The organism is Collimonas antrihumi, from assembly GCF_018304965.1.
Taxonomy (GTDB): domain Bacteria; phylum Pseudomonadota; class Gammaproteobacteria; order Burkholderiales; family Burkholderiaceae_D; genus Collimonas; species Collimonas antrihumi.
In genome coordinates this window covers 15,554-34,718 of sequence record NZ_JAGQED010000013.1, presented here as the reverse complement: position 1 = coordinate 34,718, position 19,165 = coordinate 15,554, and the positions used below count along the sequence as shown (strand labels likewise).

Here is a 19,165-nt window from a genome sequence, read left to right as displayed (position 1 = left end):
CCACTGCAGATATACTCGAAAACCGCAAGCTGAACAAGGAAGTCGCTGTGATCCCAATTTCAATTCTGGACCTGGTCCGTATCCGCCAAGGTAGCGATGCGCGCACCGCGCTCGACCATGCGCGCGATCTGGCGTTGCACGCCGAGGGCTGGAACTATCGCCGTTTCTGGATGGCAGAACATCACAACATGCGCGGCATCGCCAGCGCCGCTACGTCGGTGGCGATAGGCCATGTGGCGGCCGGCACCAGCACCATACGGGTGGGCGCCGGCGGCGTCATGTTGCCGAACCATTCGCCGCTGGTGATTGCCGAGCAGTTCGGCACGCTGGCCTCGCTGTTTCCCGGCCGTATCGATCTCGGCCTGGGGCGCGCACCCGGCACCGACCAGATCACCACACGGGCGCTGCGGCGCGATCCGGCCAGCGCCGAGTCGTTTCCGCAAGACGTGCTGGAACTGCAAGCTTTCCTGGCGCCTGCCGCGCCGGACCAGCGCATTGTCGCCGTGCCGGGCCACGGCACCAACGTGCCGCTGTGGATCCTGGGATCGAGTACTTTCGGCTCGCGCCTGGCCGCCGAGCTTGGCCTGCCGTACGCCTTCGCTTCACATTTCGCCCCGGATTCGCTGGAGATGGCGCTGCAGCTGTATCGCGCCCAATTCAGACCGTCCGCGCAGCAGGCCAGGCCGCATGCGATGGTGGGCGTCAACATCGTCGCCGCCGATACCGATGCCGAGGCGCGCCGCCTGGCGACTACCCAGCAAATGTCGTTCACCGACATGCACCGTGGCGTGCGCGGCCTGAGCAAGCCGCCTATCGACGATATCGAAACCTATTGGTCGCCGCTGGAAAAGGCGCAGGCTTCGCACATGCTGGCGTGTTCGATCATCGGCTCGCCGGAAACCGTGCGCGAGGGACTGGAAAGATTCCTGTTGCGCACCGGCGCCGATGAATTGATGATTGTTTCGGATGTGTTCGAGCACAAGGCTCGCTTGCACTCCTATGAAATCATCGCTGACGTTGCGCGTAGCGTGGAACCGCTGCAGATGTCGATTTAGCGTGCTGTTTTCCTATTTGCCTTCGCCCTGCCAGCTCTTGGAAAGCACGTCTGTCCTGGGGCGCGATGTCTGGGTAAAGCGTGACGATTTATTGCACGCGGAGGTATCGGGGAATAAATTCCGCAAACTCAAATATCCGCTGCTTGCCTTGCAACAGCGGAGGCCGACGTTGGTGACCATGGGCGGCCCGTGGTCCAATCATTTGCACGCGCTGGCCCATGCCGGTGCTTTGGGCGGCTGGCCGACCATAGGATTGGTGCGCGGTGCGGCGGGAGTGGAAAGCGCCACGCTGGACGATTGCCGCCGTCTGGGCATGCAAATCCAGTTTGTATCGCGCGACGACTATCGCCAGTTGCGTGACGACCCGCAAGCCTGGCGCCGGCATATAGCCGTTGCCGACGACAGCCATCTCTGGCTGCCCGAAGGCGGCAGCGCGCCGGCAGCTTTGCGCGGCGTCGCCGAACTGGTCGGCGAGCTGCCCTTCATTCCGGAAGTGATCATGGTCGCCTGCGGCACCGGCGCCACCTTGGCCGGCATCCTGGCGGGTTTGCAGGGGCGGGGGCGCGTGATCGGCATCGTGGTTCTCAAGAACGCCGGCTATTTGCATCAGGAGATTGCCCGCTTGCTGCAAGAGGCGGGTTATCCAGCCTACCAAAATTACGAACTGATCACGGATGCACATCATGGTGGTTATGGCAAAGCCCCGCCAGAGTTGCGCCAGTTCTGCCGTGAGTTTTCACAAGAATTCGAGGTTCAGATAGAACCGGTCTACACCGGCAAGCTATTCCATGCCCTCAGAAACATGCAGCAGGCACATGCTTTCCGCGCAGATGAGCGCGTGCTCGCTGTGCATACCGGAGGGATGCAAGGAGCGCGCGGATTTGTCGATTGAAAACCAGCCTGGCCATGTCATCCGTGCTGACTCTGCTAAGTAATTAATGCTGCTTAATTGCTTTGATTAGACAGTGGCCATGTCGTCCCCGCGAACGCGGGGATCCATTTTAAGTGTGCAAGATGGATTCCCGCGTTCGCGGGAATGACGGGGTCGCCTAGACGGGGTCGCCTAGACGGGGTCGCCAATGACGAAATTAAATTTATTACCCATGATTACCTATCTGCATTCAATAAATCGCATCCTGGCGAGCAGGTCCGCGTGGCGGCATGGCATCGAGATAACCGATGTCGCGCAGCAGATGGTCGCTCAGTTCATGCGCATTCAGCACATATTTTGGCTGCGCCTCCGCTGCTGGTGTAGCGGTCAGGCGTTGCTGCCACCAGCCGGCAGCGTTCCTGGCTGCTTGTAAAACGCCGCCCAGCAAGCTTTGCGAACGTGGCAATGTTGTAACGATTTGGTCCGGTGTCGATACGCAGTTCATGGCAACCTCACAAGTTGGTTATCGGGAATGTTTCGGGAATGTTTGAAGCACTTTCAATACTGGTCAGAATATCCAACCAAGCGCACTTAGGGAAACGACTTGTTCTAACCATATTGGTAAGTTATGCTTACCAGCATGAGCCGACTTCCACTTCATACCCTCCCCGTCTTTCGTACCGCTGCACGCCTGCAGAATTTGCGCGCCACTGCGGTAGAAATGCATTTGACCCATAGCGCCGTCAGCCAGCAGATCGGCGTGCTGGAACAGCAGCTCGGTTTTGCCTTGTTTGAGCGGCGCGGCCGGCGCATTGTGTTGAATGAGGCAGGCCAGGCGCTGCTCTGCAGTGTCGAGTCGGCGCTGGCGCAGTTGGACGTTGGCGTGCTGGCCGCCGCCGCGACGGCAATCGGTACTGCGCAACGGCTGCGGCTGACGGTGATGCCGTCTTTTTTGCAGCGCTGGCTGCTGCCGCGCATGCAGCGCTGGCGCGAGCGCCATCCCGACATTGCTATAGAGCTGCACTCGTCGCAGCAATTGATCGATTTGCAGCGCGACGGTTTTCACGCGGCGCTGCGGCAAGGGCGCGGCGGCTGGCCCGGGTTGAGCGACGAACGTCTGTTTGACAGCCCGTTGGTGGTAGTGGCATCGCCGGCCACCGCGCGCCGCTTGCAGGGCAGTGGTGCTGCTGCCCTGATGCACGAAGCGCTGCTGGGCGACGCCGACTTATGGGATCGCTGGTTCAGTGAAGCCGGCCTGACGGTAAGGACCAATCCGGTAGCTAGCTTCAACGACGCCGGCCTGATGCTGCAAGCCGCCGAGCAAGGCCTGGGGATAGCAATGGGGCGCGAGTTCATGGTGGCCGAGGCCTTGCGCGATGGTTTGCTGGTGCAACTCTCAGAACAACGGCTGGCGCCGGACGCCGATTTCGCTTCTTACTTTCTGGTATATCCGCCTGCTCTGCGCGACTGGGCGCCGCTGCAAGCTTTGCGCAACTGGCTGCATGACGAAGTGCGCGCATTGCAGGAACCGCATGCGCCGCCAGCCGCCATCGTCGCGTCGGTGGACGTGCCTGCGCCGAAAAAGGCATCTGCACGCAAGAAAGCACCGTAGAGGCGCTAAAAGCGGCAAGTGTGCGCTGTTTGCGGCCGGATTTTTTGCTGGAGCTGGTTTCAAGCAACTTATTGTGCTGAATCCGGGGTGTGCCGGTCACATCGTTGCAAACGGTGGTTAGAATTGCAGCTGACGCCGATTTCCCCATATCCATGCTGCCGCCCGACCACATAAAACGCCTTTCCTGTCCCAAGTGCCTGCGTCCGCAGCGCACCTGCATTTGCCATTGGATTACGCCGACAGAGAACGCCGTCGAAGTGCTGATCATGCAGCACCCTTTGGAAGTCGGCAATGCAAAAGGCAGCGTTCGTTTGCTCGAGCTGAGTTTGCAGCGCAGTGAAGTGATCGTCGGCGAGGTCTTTGCGGAGCCGGCCATGCAGGCGTTGCTCCAAACGCCGGGAGCTAAATACACCATTCTGCTGTACCCGGACAGTCCTGAAGACAAAGGCCTGAACCTGGCAACGCCACCGCAGCTGGACCCGGCGCTTTTGCGCGATCCTGCGCAAGTGCGTTTGATTGTGCTGGACGGCACCTGGCGCAAGAGCCGGAAAATGCTTTATCTCAATCCCTTGCTGCAGCAATTGCCGCGGTTGTCGCTGAGCAACACGCCGACATCGCGCTACATGATCCGCAAAGCCCATAGCCCGGGGCAACTATCCACGCTGGAAGCAACTTGTTATGCATTGATGCAACTTGAGCAAAACGAGGGAAAGTACCAGCCTCTGCTGACAGCGTTCAGTGGTTTTGTCGCGCAGCAGGCAGCGTATCGTTGATATGAAGTCGATGTCAGCTGAGATTTATCCAAAATTGCGAAAAATATAAACACCAAAAATCGCCAACTAAACGCCAGTGACAACCGACTGCGCCCGAAGTCAGCCGCGATTTTTTGGATAGCAAGAACCAGAATGTCTTACGTGAGCAAGATCTGCAACGGATTCTGACAACAGCCCGCCAGCGTAAAAGCGTGGACAAATATGCCTACCTTGCCAGCGTCGCCGAGATTGCGGAGAACGATTACAACCTCAACATCCCACGTTATGTCGACACCTTCGAGGAAGAAGCCGAAATCGACATGCAGGCCGTGCGCGCCGAGCGCGAACAGCTCAAGGCCGAACTAGCGCAGTTAGAGGTAAAAATGGCGGGCTATCTAAAGGAGCTGGGTTATGAGTGAGCCAATGGAGGATGCTCAGTCAAATCGCGGCGAACTAGTGCTGTATGCAACGGAAGACGGACAGGCGCAGTTTTATCTGCACGCCGAAGGCGGTACTGTATGGCTGACGCAAGCAGAACTTGCCACCCTGTTCCAGACCACGACGCAAAACATTACGCAGCATGTCAAGGCGATCTACCTGGAAGGACAGCTTGCTGAAGAGGCAACTTGTAAGTATTACTTACAAGTTCAGCCAGAAGGCCAGCGCCAGGTCAAACGCACTGTCAAATCTTATAATCTCGATCTGATCCTTGCAGTCGGCTATCGCGTGCGCTCGCCGCGTGGCACCCAGTTCCGGCAGTGGGCCACCACCCATCTCAAGGAATATCTGGTCAAGGGCTTTGTCATTGATGATGCCAGGCTTAAGGAACCGGATGGTTGGGATTATTTCGATGAACTGCTGCAGCGCATCCGCGACATTCGCGTATTGAACCCGCAATTGGTGAAAGCGCCGCGACTTTGCATCGATTACGTGATTTTCCATGAGTTGTGTCACCTCAAAGAACATAATCACAGTCCCCAGTATTACCGTCTACTGCAAAGAGTTTTACCAGATTGGGAGCAACGAAAGATGGAATTGGACAGATTGGCGGAGATGTTGCTGAATCGTTGATGAGGTAGATTGCGCCATTTATCTGGCCGAATTCTGGTTTGATAAATTTGTTTTTCGGCAACTTGTGGCATTCACGCCATCGACTTCCTGTTGGCACTCGTGTATCCTCTTCGGACCCTTCTTAAGCGTTTGTATCTGCTCAGCAACATTCAGCGATGCTCGGCAATAAACGCTTACCCTGCAAGTATTCATTCCATCTGTAACAAGACGGCGATCGCTGACAAATAGCGATTATTCGCCAACGCCAACGTGTGAGGACGCATGAAGGATTATTACGCCGTTCTCGGCATAGATAGTGATGCAACGGCTAGCGCGCTGAAAAACGCCTATCGCAAGAAAGCCTCAGAGTTTCACCCTGACAGAAATACAGCGCCTGATGCGCCCGCGCGATTCCGCGACATCCAGGAAGCCTATGATCTTTTGTCGGATGCGGTGAAACGCCAGGAATACGACGAAAACCGACGGCGCAGTTTGCTGGAAAACCCGCTTGAAACTGCCCGACAGATCTGGACTACTTATATGAACAAGGTTTTGCAATGATGCTTTCCGCTTTTTTTGAAGACATGACCAAGGCTTACCAGGCTGAACTGGAAGACTTGCAAAGCGATTCAGAGGGTAACGACATCCTGACGTCGCGCCTGAAAAGCAAGCGCTCGCAGTTTGCATTGATGATGCCGATGATCGAAACCGACCCGGAAATGGTGGCGGTGGCTTTCCACGGCGGTATCGACTTTACCAATCCGCAAACGCTCACCATGTTGCTGGGTGATGAGCCGGATGACTTCCCGTCATGGACCGATGTCGCCGATGCCGTGCAGTTTGAATCGTGGGCGCAAAAGCTGGCCGACATCGCGTTGCAGGAACCGGGCGGCGAGCGTTTCCTGATCACCACGGTTTGCCTCGAATACCTGTACGAGAAGAGTAACGGCAGTTATCAAGGCGTTTATAACCAGTCGGCCCATGGCGAGTCCGACGATGCGGTGGAAGGGGTCGAGAACGACGACGATGACGACGGCCGCGATCTCGAGGTAGAAGGCGCCGACTGGCTCTCCGAGCAAGGCTTCGAACGCCTGGGCTAAGCAATCTTTATCGTCATTCCCGCGAAGGCGGGAATCCATGTAGACCTGAAAATGGGTCCCCGCGTTCGCGAGGACGACAAGAACGTAGAAATAATTTCAGAATTTTTTGCACAGTGATTCCATGACAAACGCGCTAGTAGTAAAAGCAGCAAACCTGATCCGCAACGGTGATATCGCCGGCGCCGAATTCGCTTTGGTCAGCCTGGCTGAGACCGAGGGCGATTACGCCCTGGTGGCCGCGCTCGACACGCTGCCGCCGAAAGATCTGCTGGCTGTCATCCGCGAATACGACACGTCGAAAGAGTCGGTGGTCAACTTGCTGGTGACGCCGGAGCAATTCGCGCGCGCGGTGGTCATGGAACGACTGTATGGCGACCATAGCCATGTGCGCCTGCGCGGCATGGTGAATGCGGTGCTGTTCCGCGACGACAGCCACACCGGCGAATTCCTCGAAGCGATCGGCGATGTCGACGGTGGCTGCGAAGCGTTGATCGATTACCTGTCGGACCGCGACGAAGAGGTGGTGCATTTCGTTACCTACGATACGTTCAACGTCAATCGCACCGAAGAAGGCGATGCAGTCGACAAATCAGAAGTCAGCGATCGCGACTGGAAAGAACTGACCTGGCTGCTCAAGCACGAGCACGCCGATATGTTCGAACAGATCTGGCCGGTGCTGAAAAAGAGGCTGAAAGAACGCTTGCGGCGCGAAGCGGAGTTGGAATTGCTGGAGCAGAAAAAGCTCGATCAGCTGGACCGCCCGGCAACGCGCCCTGCAACTGCCGCGCAACCGGCGCCCGCTGCCGGTCCTGGCGAAGAATCCGCGCTTTAATTGCTCAAGATAACCGTTCCAGAAATTCACGTATCTCATGTCCGACAAACACCGGAATATCGAACTAGTCGACAAGCGCTCTTTCTTTGAAAAGACGCTTGATTTCGGCCTCAAACGCCATATCCTGGATCAGGAAAAATGCCGCGCGATGATAGAAGATGCGGCAAAGGGTACGGTGCAGGTCGCGGCATTCTTCGGCACCAGCCATCTCCATACCGATCTTGAAAATGCGCGGCAACGCATTGTCAACCTGATCAGCCTGTATCTGGAACAGACGTACAACGGCGATTTGCAAAAATCGGCAGAGTCTCTGCGCGACAATACATTTCTGTCGCATTCGCGCGGCGGCAACGAAATGCTCAAGGCACTGCATGCGCTGCCTGACTCTACCGTGTTCGGCGATACCAAGGGCCAGGCGTTGAAAGAGTTCCAGGACGAGCGTACGCTGAACAAGCCGTTTTCTCTGAACGCCTATCGGAAAGAGCGCAAGGCGCGCGAGGAATGCGCGGCCGTGGTTGCGGCGGCGCTTTGGTTTGCCGACGACATGGGCCTGGAGCACTCGGCGCTCGATTTCACAGGCGCCGAAACGGTCATCCGTACGGCGCTGCTGGTGCGCCTCGCTGGCGGCGGAGAGTTCCCTAACCGGCTTGGTTTTGCCAAATTGCTGGCGACGATACGCAGCAATGCGGCTAACAGCACGGCTGCCGGAAAACTGAAGATTTCCAAAAAACTGCTGGACGACGTGCCGTTGGAATATCGCGACGTTGCAGAAAAAATCCGGCGTGAAATCGAGAAACGTGATGCGCTGACAGATCCTGCGGTGACGCTCGACAGCTTGCTCAACCTGGTCGAGCTGCGTTACTTCGTGCAGGAAAGCAGCCTGGAAGACGTGGACGGATTTGACGCCCTGGTCTCGAAGGAGTGGCACAAGGTTACCAAGGGCAAGGAAGATCCCTACTCGCGCCTGACAATTTTCATGTGTATCGCGGCCGCTGCAAAACCCAAGACAAGCGTATCGGAAACCGAGGCGCGGGCCATGATCCGGCAGATCCGCCAGCATGGCTTCGATAGCGCGGCGGTTGCCGCTTTCATCAACAGCGCAGCGCCGTTCGAGATCAAGGACAATCTGCTGTCTTTGTGGGAAGACGAATTCCTGCCGGAAGCGCAGGAATATCTGACCGACGATGACGATCTCAAATACACGCGCGCCTTGAAGTTCTTGAAAGAGAATTGCAATATCAAGGTAAAAGCGGCTGGCAAGGTACAAGAGTAGTTTGCCTTCAGCCGACTACAAGTCGGCTGTTTTACCTCCACAATCTTACAAACTTGACGCCAGTTCCGCACCTTCGCGTATCGCCCGCTTGGCATCCAGTTCACTGGCAAACGAAGCCCCGCCGATCAGGTGATAACGCAAACCGGCTTGCTGCGTTCTGGTTTTGACCGGCTCGCCCGGCTTACCCGGCGCAATGGCGGCGGCCGGAATCAATTCGTGCAAGGACTCTTGTCCGGCACAGATCACCACGTTATCCACCTCCAGCACGCGGCTGGCGCCACCCACGCTGATATGTAAACCTTGATCATCGATCCGTTGATAATCGACACCAGCCAACATCTGCACACCGCTACGCTGCATCACGCTCCGATGGACCCAGCCTGAGGTTTTGCCAAGCCCCGCGCCAACCTTGCTTGGCTTGCGCTGCAGCAGGTGGATTTCCCGCACTGGCGCTGTCGCCACCGCCGGCTTCAAACCGCCGGCCTGTGCGGCCAGCGGATCGACACCCCATTCATCCATCCAGTGTGCAATCGGCACTGGCAACGGCACGTGTGCATCGTGCAGCAGGAATTCACACAGATCGAAGCCGATGCCGCCGGCGCCGATCACCGCTACCCGTTTGCCGACCGGCGCCTTGCGTTGCAACACATCCAGATAGGACAGCACCATGGGATGCTCGATGCCGGGAATGCGCAAATTGCGCGGCGTCACGCCAGTCGCTACGATCACGTCATCGAAACCCAGCGCTTCCAGCTGCGCCCGGTTGACACGCTGATTCAGTTGCAGTTCGACACCGGTACGCTTGAGCCGATGCTGGAAGTAGCGGATGGTCTCGCGGAATTCTTCCTTGCCGGGAATCTGCATGGCGATATTGAACTGGCCGCCGATCTGCGCGGCAGCCTCGAACAGCGTCACCTGGTGGCCGCGTTCGGCAGCCACAGTTGCCGCCGACAGGCCGGCCGGGCCGGCGCCGATCACCGCTACCCGCCGCGCCTTCACGGTACGGCGATAGACCAGTTCGGTTTCATGGCAAGCTTGCGGGTTGACCAGGCAACTGGCACGCTGGTTCTTGAAAGTATGATCGAGACAAGCCTGGTTGCAGGCGATGCAGGTATTGATTTCATCGGCGCGATTCTGCTGCGCTTTCAGCACGAATTCGGGATCGGCCAGGAACGGCCGCGCCATCGACACCATGTCGGCGTCGCCCTCGGCCAGGATCTGTTCGGCCACTTCCGGCGTATTGATGCGATTTGAGGCAATCACCGGGATCTTGACGGCGCGCTTGAGTCTGGCCGTCGCTTCACGAAACGCGCCGCGCGGCACTGAGGTAACGATGGTCGGTATGCGTGCTTCATGCCAGCCGACGCCGGTATTGATCAAGGTCACCCCCGCCTGTTCCAGCGCCTGGGCCACGGCGATGACCTCGGCGCCGGTATTGCCGCCTTCTACCAGATCCAGCAACGACAGGCGGTACATGATGATAAAACGCTCGCCCACCGCGGCGCGCATGCGCTGCACGATTTCCACCGCCAGCCGCATCCGGTTTTCAATGCTGCCGCCCCAACGGTCCTGCCGGCGATTGGTGCGTGGCGACAGGAACTGGTTCAGCAGATAACCTTCGCTGCCCATGATTTCGACGCCGTCATAGTTGGCGCGCTGTGCTAGCGTGGCGCTGCGCACGTAGGCTGCGATGGTGGACTGGATGCCGCGCTCGCTCAATGCGCGCGGCTTGAACGGAGAAATCGGCGATTTGATGGCCGAGGCTGACACCACGAACGGCTGGTAGCCGTAGCGTCCGGCATGCAGGATCTGCATCACGATCTTGCCGTCTTCCTCGTGCACGGCGCTGGTCAGGCGTTTATGGTTGTGAATATCGCCGATGCTGTTCATGGTGCCGCCGAACGGCAGCAGCCAACCTTGCCTGCTCGGCGAAATGCCACCCGTCACGATCAGCCCGACGCCGCCCTTGGCGCGCGCCCGGAAATACTCCGCCAGCTTGGCATAGTGAAAGAAGCGATCTTCCAGGCCGGTGTGCATGGAGCCCATCACCACGCGATTTTTCAAGGTGGTAAAACCAAGGTCAAGTGGAGCGAGCAGATGTGGGTAAACGGGATGGGACATGGTTTTTTCCAGGAGGCCGTAGTGATGAAATGTCAGCGCAAAAATCAGATACTGGCCGGAATTTACCTGAAAAGCGCCGCCAGATCGCCGAAACAGCCTTGTTTTGGCGGCGATTAGAGCCACTAACCTATTTCGTACCGACCCTTGCCGGTCGGCGCGAGCCCAATAATGCGGCCAGGTCGATCGCATCCGCCATGGCACGGTAACCGCGGTCGCCGGGATGCAGATGATCGCCGGAATCATAGGCCGGCAGGAAGCGCCGCGGATGCCGGGGATCTCTCACCGCGGCGTCGAAATCGATTACTGCATCGAATTCGCCGCTGCTGCGTATCCATTGATTCACCGTTTGCCGGGTCTGGTCCTTGGCTTCGGAATAATAGCTTTTCAGGTCGGTGTTTTCCAATGCGCCCTCGAATGGGGTCAAAGTAGCGCCGACGATGCGCACATGACGCAAGTGCGCACGCGCTATCAATTGCCGATATGCGGCGATCAATCGATCAGCGGGCAACGCCGGATCGTCTGGCGTGAAGCTGCTGCTCGGCCAGCCGATGTCATTGATGCCCATCAGCAGAATTACCGTGTCCACATCGGGTTGATTCAGCACATCCCGATCGAAGCGGGCCAAGGCGTTGACGCCCATTTTGTCGCTCAATACCCTGGCGCCGGAAATACCGGCGTTGATCACGCCGATCTGTTGCCTGGAGTCGGCCTTGAGCAGCCGCTGCGCCAGCAGGTCGGGCCAGCGCCGGTTGCTGTTCGATGTGGAGCCGGCGCCGTCGGTGATCGAATCGCCAAACGCCGCCACCACTCGCGATGCGGCCGGCGCTTCAACCAGAATCGTGCTGAGGAACACGCGCGCTTCCACGGTCTGGTCGGTTTTGATCAAAGGAGCCGCCGTCAGATTGCCAGGTGCGATATAAGCGGTCTGCTTGCCGTCCCAGTGGAAGGTGGCGAGCGGCGTCGTCTGCGGCAGGAAGATGCTGACCGCGACCTGGGCGAGCGGCGCCAGTGCCAGGTCAATCGGATCGCTGACAACCGGCGCGCCCGGTGCGATCGTTACTTCGCTGTGGCCGCCGAAGGTAAGGACACGATCCGAGCCGGCGACGATTTCCGAGCCATTGCCGGACAATGCGGCTCGCGCAATATGTGCCGCGCCTATCGTCAGCGGCGTCGTGCCGTATTCGTTGGACAACACCACCCGGGCACGCTTGCCGCCGATGCTGAGCCGGACGATCTGGCGCACGGTTTGGTTCGACAAGGTAGCCGGGATATTGGTCGGCAAGGCGAAACCGTCCTCCCAGGCCGGTTGCGGGCTGGCAGTCCAGCTGGCGCTCCAGTGCGGTGCGGCACGGCCGGTTTCGGCGGCTTGCGTGGTCGTGGCCGGTATAGTCAGGAACGACAGCAGAGTTAGTGCTGCGGCGAATTTCGGATAGCTCATTGGAAAGCGCATGAAGTCACTCCTTTGGTTGATTAAGTATGCAGTACAAGCAATTGCAGGCAAGTACAAACAACTACGAACAAGGCATCGATGCAAACAAGATATATTCTTCCCAATGCGCATGGTAGAGGCCATAATTGACTATCACTTATTCCAAAATCGAATGATATGGATCAAATCAGGGCAATCCGCAGCTTCGTGCGGGCAGTTGAGCTCGGCAGCCTGTCGGCGGTAGCGCGCGAAGAGCACAGCACGCAGCCGACCGTCAGCAAAACCATCGCTGCGCTGGAGAAGGACATGGGGGTGCGTTTGCTGGAGCGCAGCACCACCGGCCTGACCACCACCGAACAGGGCAAGCGGTTTTACGCGCGCGCCAAGCGGGTGCTGGAAGAATTCAACGAAGCAGTCAGCGACGCTCGCGGTTTAACCGAAAAGCCCACCGGTCTGCTGCGCGTCAACGCGCCGCTCGGCCTCGGCCAATTGCGGCTCAACGGGCTGGTGCTGGAATTCCTGGCGTTATATCCGGAGATCGAGGTAGAGCTGACATTGAATGACCGCTTTGTCGATCTGGTGGAGGACGGCGTCGACGTGGCATTACGGCTAGCGGGCGAGCTGCCGCCCAACATGATCGCGCGCAAGATCGCCAGCGCCGAGCGTTATCTGGTGGCGGCGCCGGCTTATCTGGCGCGCCACCCGGAGATCAGGCGTCCCGAGGATCTGGCAAGTCATCGCTATATTGGTTTCGCGCGGCCGGCCAATGGCGAGGTGAGTCAAATAAGCGGCCCTGGCGGCACGATCGAGGTCGCCACCCGCAGCCGGTATCAGGTCAACAGTTCGTTAGCAATACGCGAGAGCTTCTTGATGGGCGCCGGTCTTGGCATATGCCCATCCTGGCTGGTCCACGACCTGCTCGAATTGGGCCGGTTGCAGCGCGTTCTTCCTGAATGGAGCGCGTCGGGGCAGGACGCCTCGTTGCTGTACCCGTCGCGTCGCTATCAATCCCTGCGCGCTACGGTTTTCATGCAATTCATGGCGGAGCGGATTCCAAAGTTGCCGGGGTTTTCAGTACCGATATTCGGCCGTTAACTGCAAATCAGATCCAGGATCTTATTTCTTGGCGCTGGTTGCAACCGCGCGCTTGGCTTGCTTGAACACCGGCCCCCACAAAGGATGGCCCTGTTCGCCGGGCGCCAGGTCGAAATTGGGATCGAGCTTCAGCGCTTTTTCAAATTGCTGTTTGCACAGCTTCTTCCTGGACGTCACGCAATAACTGAAAGCCATGGTTTTCAGGGCTTCAGTCTGGAACGCGATGTCTGCCGACCAGATTTCCGGCGCGTTGGCGAGGCGCTTGATGGCGGCGCTGTAATTTCCCTTGTTGTACAAGGCAATGCCATCGTTCAACGCGGCCGGCGGCGCCACCGGTTCAGGAGCAACCGTAGCCGCCACCGGTGCAGGCGCACTTGGCGTCGGGATGGCCGCTTCCGGTTTTGTAAGGTTGAGGCTGTCGCAGCCGCCGAGTAAAAAGGTTGCAGCCAGCATGGCGGCGCTGCTGATACGGTAGAAAGAGTGAGTCATGATGAATTCCTGGCTAAGCACCATTTATTGGGACGAAAAATCGTAATCGATATTGCGTGATTTTTTCGGCGAGATGTCGATGTCGAAAACGCGATCCGGAAAACTCGGATTGATCACTTTTATCTGATGTTTGCCTTCCGGCAGAACCAGTTTTTTCAGTGGCGGACTGACACCCTTCATGCTGCCGTCAACCAGCACCTTGCCCCAAGGCTTGATGGTCAGCATGACGACGCCGGTCGGCTCGACTGCTTTTACCTCCGCGGCCTTGGCGTCAGCTGCTTTGGTTACAACCGTTGTGCTCTTCTCAGTAACCTTGCCCTTGCTTTCCAGCTCCGCCAATCTGGCCCGAGGCTGTTCTGCGGGGGGCGTTGCAAGCTTCGGCGTCGCCAACACGGCTGGCGCGACTTTAGCCGGCGTCACAGGTACGCGTGCCGAAGCAACGGCCGGGGCGGTTGCCGGCAACTGCGTCGGCATCTGCGCCGGCTTAAGCCACCAGAAGGCGCCCAGCCCAAGCCCGGTTACCGCAGCGACCAGCCACCAGCCCGGCGCTCGCAGCGGTTTATCCAGCAGGCTGGCCTGCGGGGCCGGAGCCTTGTTGCGCTTACGCTTGCCGCTGGTAACTACCGGCGCTTCGCCCGGTTTGCGATCAGGCGGGCGGAATGCGACCGGGCTGCTGGTATCGTTGTCGGGCATCGGCATCGGCACCGACAGTTCCAGATCCAGCAACTTGCGAAACTCTTCTATCGATTGCGGCCGGTCTTCCGGCTTCACGGCCAGGCCCTTGTCGATGGCGGCCAGGAATTCTTTGCTGAATCCGCCGTACTTACCTTCTTGGCCATCCTGCAAAGGTTCGATCGGGTCCTTGATCATGCGCGCGACCGAAGTCGGCGGCGCAGTCTTGACGATCGCAAAATAGATGACCGCCGACAGCGAATAGATATCGGTCCACGGCCCCTGCTTCATCATGGCGTCGTCGGCATACTGTTCGATGGGCGCGTAACCCGGCTTCAGGATGACCGTCAGCGAATGGGTCATGTCGCCGATAATCTGGCGCGCCGCACCGAAATCCAGCAAGACCGCTTCGCCGCTCTTCTGGATCATGATGTTGTCGGGCGAGATATCGCGATGCAGTATCTGTACCCGGTACATGGCGTCGAGCGCTTCCAGCATCGGTTTCAGCATGCTTTTCAGCCAGGCTTCGGTAACCTGTGCGGGCGAGTTCTGGACCACGCTTTTGAGGGTCCGGCCTTCGTAATAACGCATCGCCATATAGGCAGTATTATTTTGCTCCCAGAACCGGTACACCTTGATCAGCGCCGGGTGATCGAATTGCGCCAGCAGGCGCGCTTCCTTGATGAAACTCTTGAGGCCGATGGTGAAAGTCTCGCGGTGCCGCTGCGAGCGCACCACGACCTTCTTGTCCGGCCCGCGCCCGGCAAAGGCGCCCGGCATGTATTCCTTGATGGCCACCATGCGGCGCAGCGATCTGTCGAAGGCGAAGTAGACGATGCCGAAACCGCCTTCGCCAATGACGCCGATGATTTCAAAATCGGCCAGGCGGGTGCCCTTAGGCAAGCAGTTCTCGACAGCTGTTGCTGATATTTCTTGCTGATCAATCGGCTTGACGTTTGGCATAGGCAGTTGGGTCGACTTTAGTAATATTATTCTGGACAGCGATCAACACTAGTTGCTGGTCGAAGGCGCTGCTGGTCGAGGATCGGCTACACGGATTGTAAACGCAGTACAGTTATCAAGTGGAACGTTAGACGGAGCGTTGGACGCGCGGCCGTTCTTTTCTACCAGCGCGTGCATGCTGTCGAGCCAGTCTTGCGCAGAATCGGCCTGGATTGCCGCCTGCTCCATTTCTGCTTCGCTGATCCATTCCCAGAAACCGTCGGTGCAGATCAGGAAAGCGTCATCGCCCTGCAATTCGGTCACGTTCTGGGTCACCGTGGCGGGCGCGCTGCCCTCCACGCCGACTGCGGCCGACAGGATGCTGCGCCGTGGATGCCGGCGCAATTGATCGGCTGAACAATGGCCGGCGTCGACCAATTGCTGGATCAGGCTGTGATCCCTGGTTGCGCTTAGCAGCTTCCCCTGACGGAACAGATAGAGGCGAGTATCGCCCATATGGGCCCATAGCGCGCAACGGTTTTTTTGATCGATCAACAACATCGCCACCGTCGAACTCATGTCTTTCAAACGTGGAATCTGAGCTTGACGCCGCTGCAGTTGCGCCACCGCGTGCTCGATATAAGATTGCAATGCGCGCGGACTGAAAGAAGCTTCTTCCACGAACATTTCCATGATCGAATGGACCACGACATTCGAGGCGATCTCGCCACCATACTCGCCGCCGACACCGTCAGCGACAATGACGCAGGCCAGGTCATCGTGCAGCACGCTGCCCCAGGAATCCTGATTAACCTGCCGCCCGCCTGCATGACTTAGTTGCGCCAAACTCAGGACAACCGGAACCGCCGTGTCGCTGAGTAAGGACGGTTCAGGCATGCTGGGTCTCTTTCCTCAATTTCTCGACTTTTCTTTCGTAGGCTTGCAAAAACGCTTTGCCAAACAAAGTCTGGAAATCGTCCTGCGTAGCTTCGGCAACAATCCGTTGGAAGCGCTCGTTATAGGCATCCCATAACTTTGCTTTACGGCTCGCCGGCAGCAACGCATCCAGCATGCCGCCTTTTTTCAAACGTTTCTCCATCACTTCGGGATTGAAGCGCTGCAGCGTCTCGTTCATGGTTGCGCGCATGCCGGAAACCACGCCCGCCTGGTGCGCTTGCAAATCCTGGTAAGCGTCCTGCATGGCTTCAGTGGCGCCCATGAAGCCGGGCATCTTCTTGCGCAGCATCTGGATCAGCACGGTCTGGCTGTCGGCAAAGAATTTCAGGGGATTATTGTTGCGCACGACTACCTTGGTCACATCCGCGTGCGCTTCGCGTTTCACCAGCGCGCGCGTGGCGTTCAGGTCGATCGTACCCTGCACGGCAGTCGCCAATAGCTTGCCGACGGTTTCCATCAACTCTGGCGTCAATTCGTGCGCTAACGTTTCGGGCGGTAAGCCTGCGCCTTTCATGAAGGCCTGAACCAATGCGTCGCTGGATGCGGATGGCTCGGCGGCCGGACTGTCGGCGTCGCTCGCGCTGGTTGCAGCAGGAGTTGCAGCAAGATTCGCAGCAAGATTCGCAGCAGGCGCTGGATTGACGGCTGGCCGTTGCACAGTATTCACGGGGCGCAGTGGCGCAGCCGATGATTGCGACGACGTCGACAGGGAAGCGTTGGCGGTCGCCGCCAATTCCAGGTTCAACTGCGCCAGCGCCGCCAGGCGGGTCTCGGATACGCTCAATAAAGGTTTGCTGCCAAGTTTACTGCCGCTTGCCCAGGGCGCTGGATTGGTCGATGGCTGGCCTGGCTGATTGATCATGTCAGGGGTATCTTTCATTAAGTTGAGCTGCGCTTCGGCGCGCAATAAATACAGGCCGATCTGGATTTCATCGCCAATCTGTAAATCGTACTCACGCTCGGCGTCGATCTCATGTCCATTCAACAAGATCGGATTGGCGCGGCTAAGGTTGGTGATGGTTTGGCGGACGCCGTCGCTTTTGATCGCTGCCTGGGTCCGCGACACAAAATTCCTGGGGTCGGCCAGGACGAAATAATTCTCTTCGCTGCGACCGAGAGTTTTTGGCTCACGGCCGAATACGGCTGACAAAGGCGCTTCGGGCGGCACGTTGTTGTAAGAAACAACACTAATTTTTATCATTGGATGAGCTACGCAAAAGTTTGCGCAAATTACCTGAGGGAATCATTGTATGCTTGGCAGCAAGTTCCATGCCCAAGTAATACCAGCTGAAAATCGGTTGGAGAAGTGCGGAACACCTGGTAATTCTGCGAGGTATGAGCAACAAAACTGCCGTCTCTTGTCATTCGTGGTGACATTTTCCGTCAGCAACAGAGCAGGACAGACCAGATCAGCGCGTTGCGTGTAATTTTGGAAATGGCGAGGGGAGCAACGGGGGGAAAATAATGAAGGAAATCACAAGATGCCGCGACGCCCGTGCCAGGAGGCGTCGCTCTATTGTCACTCAGGCCATATGGATGCCATTCAGGATTGGCGCAACATGGTCTTGATGCCGCGAATCGCCTGGCGGATCCGGGCTTCGTTTTCGATCAATGCGAACCGCACGTACTCATCGCCGTATTCACCGAAACCGATCCCCGGCGACACGCAAACCTTGGCCTTCTCCAGCAGTTGCTTGGAAAATTCCAGTGATCCCAGGTGGCGGTACGCTTCCGGTATGCCGGCCCAGATATACATCGACGCCTTCGGAATATCCACCATCCATCCAGCCTCATGCAAGCCTTTCACCAGCACGTCGCGCCGGCTCTGGTATTTTTTACAGATATCCTCGACGCATTGCTGATCGCCCTCCAGCGCTGCGATCGCCGCCACCTGAACCGGCGTGAAGCTGCCATAGTCGTGGTAACTCTTGATACGCGCCAGGGCTGCCACCAGTTCCTTGTTGCCGACCATGAAGCCGATGCGCCAGCCGGCCATGTTATAGCTTTTGGACAGGGTAAAGAATTCCACCGCCACGTCGCGCGCGCCAGGCACTTGCATGATCGACGGGGCTTTCCAGCCGTCGAATACGATATCGGCGTAGGCCAGGTCGTGCACCACCAGGATGTTGTGTTCCTTCGCCAGCTTGACTACCTGCTCGAAAAATTCCAGTTCGACGCATTGCGCAGTCGGGTTGGACGGGAAGCCCAGCACCATCATTTTCGGCTTCGGATAACTTTCCCGTATCGCCCGTTCCAGCTCGGCAAAGAAATCCACGCCCGGGCTCATCCGCACCGAACGGATATCGGCGCCGGCAATCACCGCGCCGTAGATGTGGATCGGATAACTGGGATTCGGCACCAGCACCGTATCGCCGCGATCTAGCGTCGCCAGCATCAGATGCGCCAGGCCTTCCTTGGAACCGATGGTGACGATCGCTTCGGTATCCGGGTTGAATTCAACGTCGTAGCGCTTCTTGTACCAATGCGTAATCGCCCGCCGCAGCCGGGGAATGCCTTTGGAGGCTGAATAGCCATGGGTGTCAGGGCGCTGCGATACTTCGATCAGCTTTTCGACAATGTGCGGCGGCGTGGCGCCGTCGGGATTACCCATCGACATGTCGACAATATCTTCGCCACGGCGGCGCGCCGCCATCTTCAGTTCGGCGGTGATATTAAAAACGTAGGGAGGAAGGCGATCGATGCGCGAAAATCTGCGCGGAGTTGGGGATTCAGACATGTTTTTCTTTCACGTTAGCGCCCGGAACCGTCCGAGCGACGTTGGAACGGTTTTGCCATTGGCATGGCATGTTCCAGCACCGATTCTAGTGAACATCGGGCGAGTGCGCAATGGCGCCGAGCCTCCCGCTGGACGTCATGGCGATACTTGCTTATGATCTTTGTTCTCCGACTCCCAC

19 protein-coding genes are annotated in these 19,165 nt (G+C 58.0%); 11 read left to right on the top strand and 8 right to left on the bottom strand.

Going from position 1 to position 19,165, the window contains the following annotated elements; genetic code table 11:
* The first annotated feature begins 47 nt into the window (after positions 1 to 47).
* The gene (locus tag KHU29_RS12730; RefSeq protein WP_211453172.1) at positions 48 to 1,055 is read left to right on the top strand and encodes an LLM class flavin-dependent oxidoreductase; all 1,008 of its coding nucleotides are present in this window, start codon (positions 48 to 50) and stop codon (positions 1,053 to 1,055) included.
* The gene (locus KHU29_RS12725) at positions 967 to 1,947 is read left to right on the top strand and encodes a 1-aminocyclopropane-1-carboxylate deaminase/D-cysteine desulfhydrase (protein WP_343216053.1); all 981 of its coding nucleotides are present in this window, start codon (positions 967 to 969) and stop codon (positions 1,945 to 1,947) included. The genes KHU29_RS12730 and KHU29_RS12725 overlap by 89 nt, the downstream gene beginning before the upstream one ends.
* A 229-nt stretch (positions 1,948 to 2,176) precedes the next feature.
* On the opposite strand, the gene KHU29_RS12720 is transcribed toward KHU29_RS12725, so the two are convergent.
* Positions 2,177 to 2,431, bottom strand: coding sequence for a hypothetical protein (locus KHU29_RS12720; RefSeq protein ID WP_211453170.1), 255 nt, complete (start codon positions 2,429 to 2,431; stop codon positions 2,177 to 2,179).
* Between the two features lie 123 nt (positions 2,432 to 2,554).
* On the opposite strand from KHU29_RS12720, the gene KHU29_RS12715 reads away from it, so the two are divergent.
* The 8 genes from KHU29_RS12715 to KHU29_RS12680 all read left to right on the top strand — a co-directional run bounded on the left by KHU29_RS12715 (position 2,555) and on the right by KHU29_RS12680 (position 8,545).
* A complete protein-coding gene (locus KHU29_RS12715) occupies positions 2,555 to 3,538 on the top strand; it encodes a LysR substrate-binding domain-containing protein (RefSeq protein WP_246541946.1) in 984 nt (327 codons plus the stop codon).
* Positions 3,539 to 3,690: 152 nt separating this feature from the next.
* Complete coding sequence (locus KHU29_RS12710; protein ID WP_211453239.1) at positions 3,691 to 4,311, top strand: tRNA-uridine aminocarboxypropyltransferase; 621 nt, start codon at positions 3,691 to 3,693, stop codon at positions 4,309 to 4,311.
* Positions 4,312 to 4,424: 113 nt separating this feature from the next.
* Positions 4,425 to 4,709: an N-6 DNA methylase gene (locus KHU29_RS12705; RefSeq protein WP_246541944.1), complete on the top strand. Its 285-nt coding sequence runs from the start codon at positions 4,425 to 4,427 to the stop codon at positions 4,707 to 4,709.
* Entirely contained in the window at positions 4,702 to 5,361 is a 660-nt protein-coding gene (rhuM, locus tag KHU29_RS12700; protein ID WP_211453169.1) for a RhuM family protein, read from the top strand. The genes KHU29_RS12705 and rhuM overlap by 8 nt, the downstream gene beginning before the upstream one ends.
* Before the next feature lie 261 nt (positions 5,362 to 5,622).
* Positions 5,623 to 5,901: a DnaJ domain-containing protein gene (locus KHU29_RS12695; RefSeq protein WP_211453168.1), complete on the top strand. Its 279-nt coding sequence runs from the start codon at positions 5,623 to 5,625 to the stop codon at positions 5,899 to 5,901.
* Entirely contained in the window at positions 5,898 to 6,440 is a 543-nt protein-coding gene (locus KHU29_RS12690; protein ID WP_092433476.1) for a hypothetical protein, read from the top strand. The genes KHU29_RS12695 and KHU29_RS12690 overlap by 4 nt, the downstream gene beginning before the upstream one ends.
* A gap of 121 nt (positions 6,441 to 6,561) precedes the next feature.
* Positions 6,562 to 7,272, top strand: a complete 711-nt coding sequence (locus KHU29_RS12685; protein WP_211453167.1) for a hypothetical protein — start codon at positions 6,562 to 6,564, stop codon at positions 7,270 to 7,272.
* Between the two features lie 37 nt (positions 7,273 to 7,309).
* The gene (locus tag KHU29_RS12680; RefSeq protein WP_211453166.1) at positions 7,310 to 8,545 is read left to right on the top strand and encodes a hypothetical protein; all 1,236 of its coding nucleotides are present in this window, start codon (positions 7,310 to 7,312) and stop codon (positions 8,543 to 8,545) included.
* Positions 8,546 to 8,590: 45 nt separating this feature from the next.
* Here the strand turns inward: KHU29_RS12680 and KHU29_RS12675 are convergent, their stop codons facing one another.
* The gene (locus KHU29_RS12675) at positions 8,591 to 10,666 is read right to left on the bottom strand and encodes an NADPH-dependent 2,4-dienoyl-CoA reductase (protein ID WP_211453165.1); all 2,076 of its coding nucleotides are present in this window, start codon (positions 10,664 to 10,666) and stop codon (positions 8,591 to 8,593) included.
* A gap of 127 nt (positions 10,667 to 10,793) precedes the next feature.
* Positions 10,794 to 12,116: an SGNH/GDSL hydrolase family protein gene (locus KHU29_RS12670; RefSeq protein ID WP_246541938.1), complete on the bottom strand. Its 1,323-nt coding sequence runs from the start codon at positions 12,114 to 12,116 to the stop codon at positions 10,794 to 10,796.
* A gap of 156 nt (positions 12,117 to 12,272) precedes the next feature.
* Here KHU29_RS12670 and KHU29_RS12665 point away from each other — a divergent pair, with 156 nt between their 5' ends.
* The gene (locus tag KHU29_RS12665) at positions 12,273 to 13,190 is read left to right on the top strand and encodes a LysR family transcriptional regulator (RefSeq protein WP_211453164.1); all 918 of its coding nucleotides are present in this window, start codon (positions 12,273 to 12,275) and stop codon (positions 13,188 to 13,190) included.
* A 21-nt stretch (positions 13,191 to 13,211) separates the two neighbouring features.
* Here KHU29_RS12665 and KHU29_RS12660 read toward each other — a convergent pair whose 3' ends face one another.
* From KHU29_RS12660 to alaC, 5 genes are all read right to left on the bottom strand, one after another.
* A complete protein-coding gene (locus KHU29_RS12660; protein WP_211453163.1) occupies positions 13,212 to 13,679 on the bottom strand; it encodes a TssQ family T6SS-associated lipoprotein in 468 nt (155 codons plus the stop codon).
* A gap of 24 nt (positions 13,680 to 13,703) precedes the next feature.
* Positions 13,704 to 15,254 carry a serine/threonine protein kinase gene (locus KHU29_RS12655; RefSeq protein WP_246541935.1) on the bottom strand — a complete coding sequence of 517 codons (1,551 nt, stop codon included), beginning with the start codon at positions 15,252 to 15,254 and terminating at the stop codon, positions 13,704 to 13,706.
* A 108-nt stretch (positions 15,255 to 15,362) separates the two neighbouring features.
* Positions 15,363 to 16,190, bottom strand: coding sequence for a PP2C family protein-serine/threonine phosphatase (locus tag KHU29_RS12650; protein ID WP_211453161.1), 828 nt, complete (start codon positions 16,188 to 16,190; stop codon positions 15,363 to 15,365).
* Complete coding sequence (tagH, locus tag KHU29_RS12645) at positions 16,183 to 17,451, bottom strand: type VI secretion system-associated FHA domain protein TagH (protein ID WP_211453160.1); 1,269 nt, start codon at positions 17,449 to 17,451, stop codon at positions 16,183 to 16,185. Before tagH ends, KHU29_RS12650 begins: the two co-directional genes overlap by 8 nt.
* Positions 17,452 to 17,793: 342 nt before the next feature.
* Positions 17,794 to 18,987: an alanine transaminase gene (gene alaC, locus KHU29_RS12640; protein WP_211453159.1), complete on the bottom strand. Its 1,194-nt coding sequence runs from the start codon at positions 18,985 to 18,987 to the stop codon at positions 17,794 to 17,796.
* Positions 18,988 to 19,165: the final 178 nt, after the last annotated feature.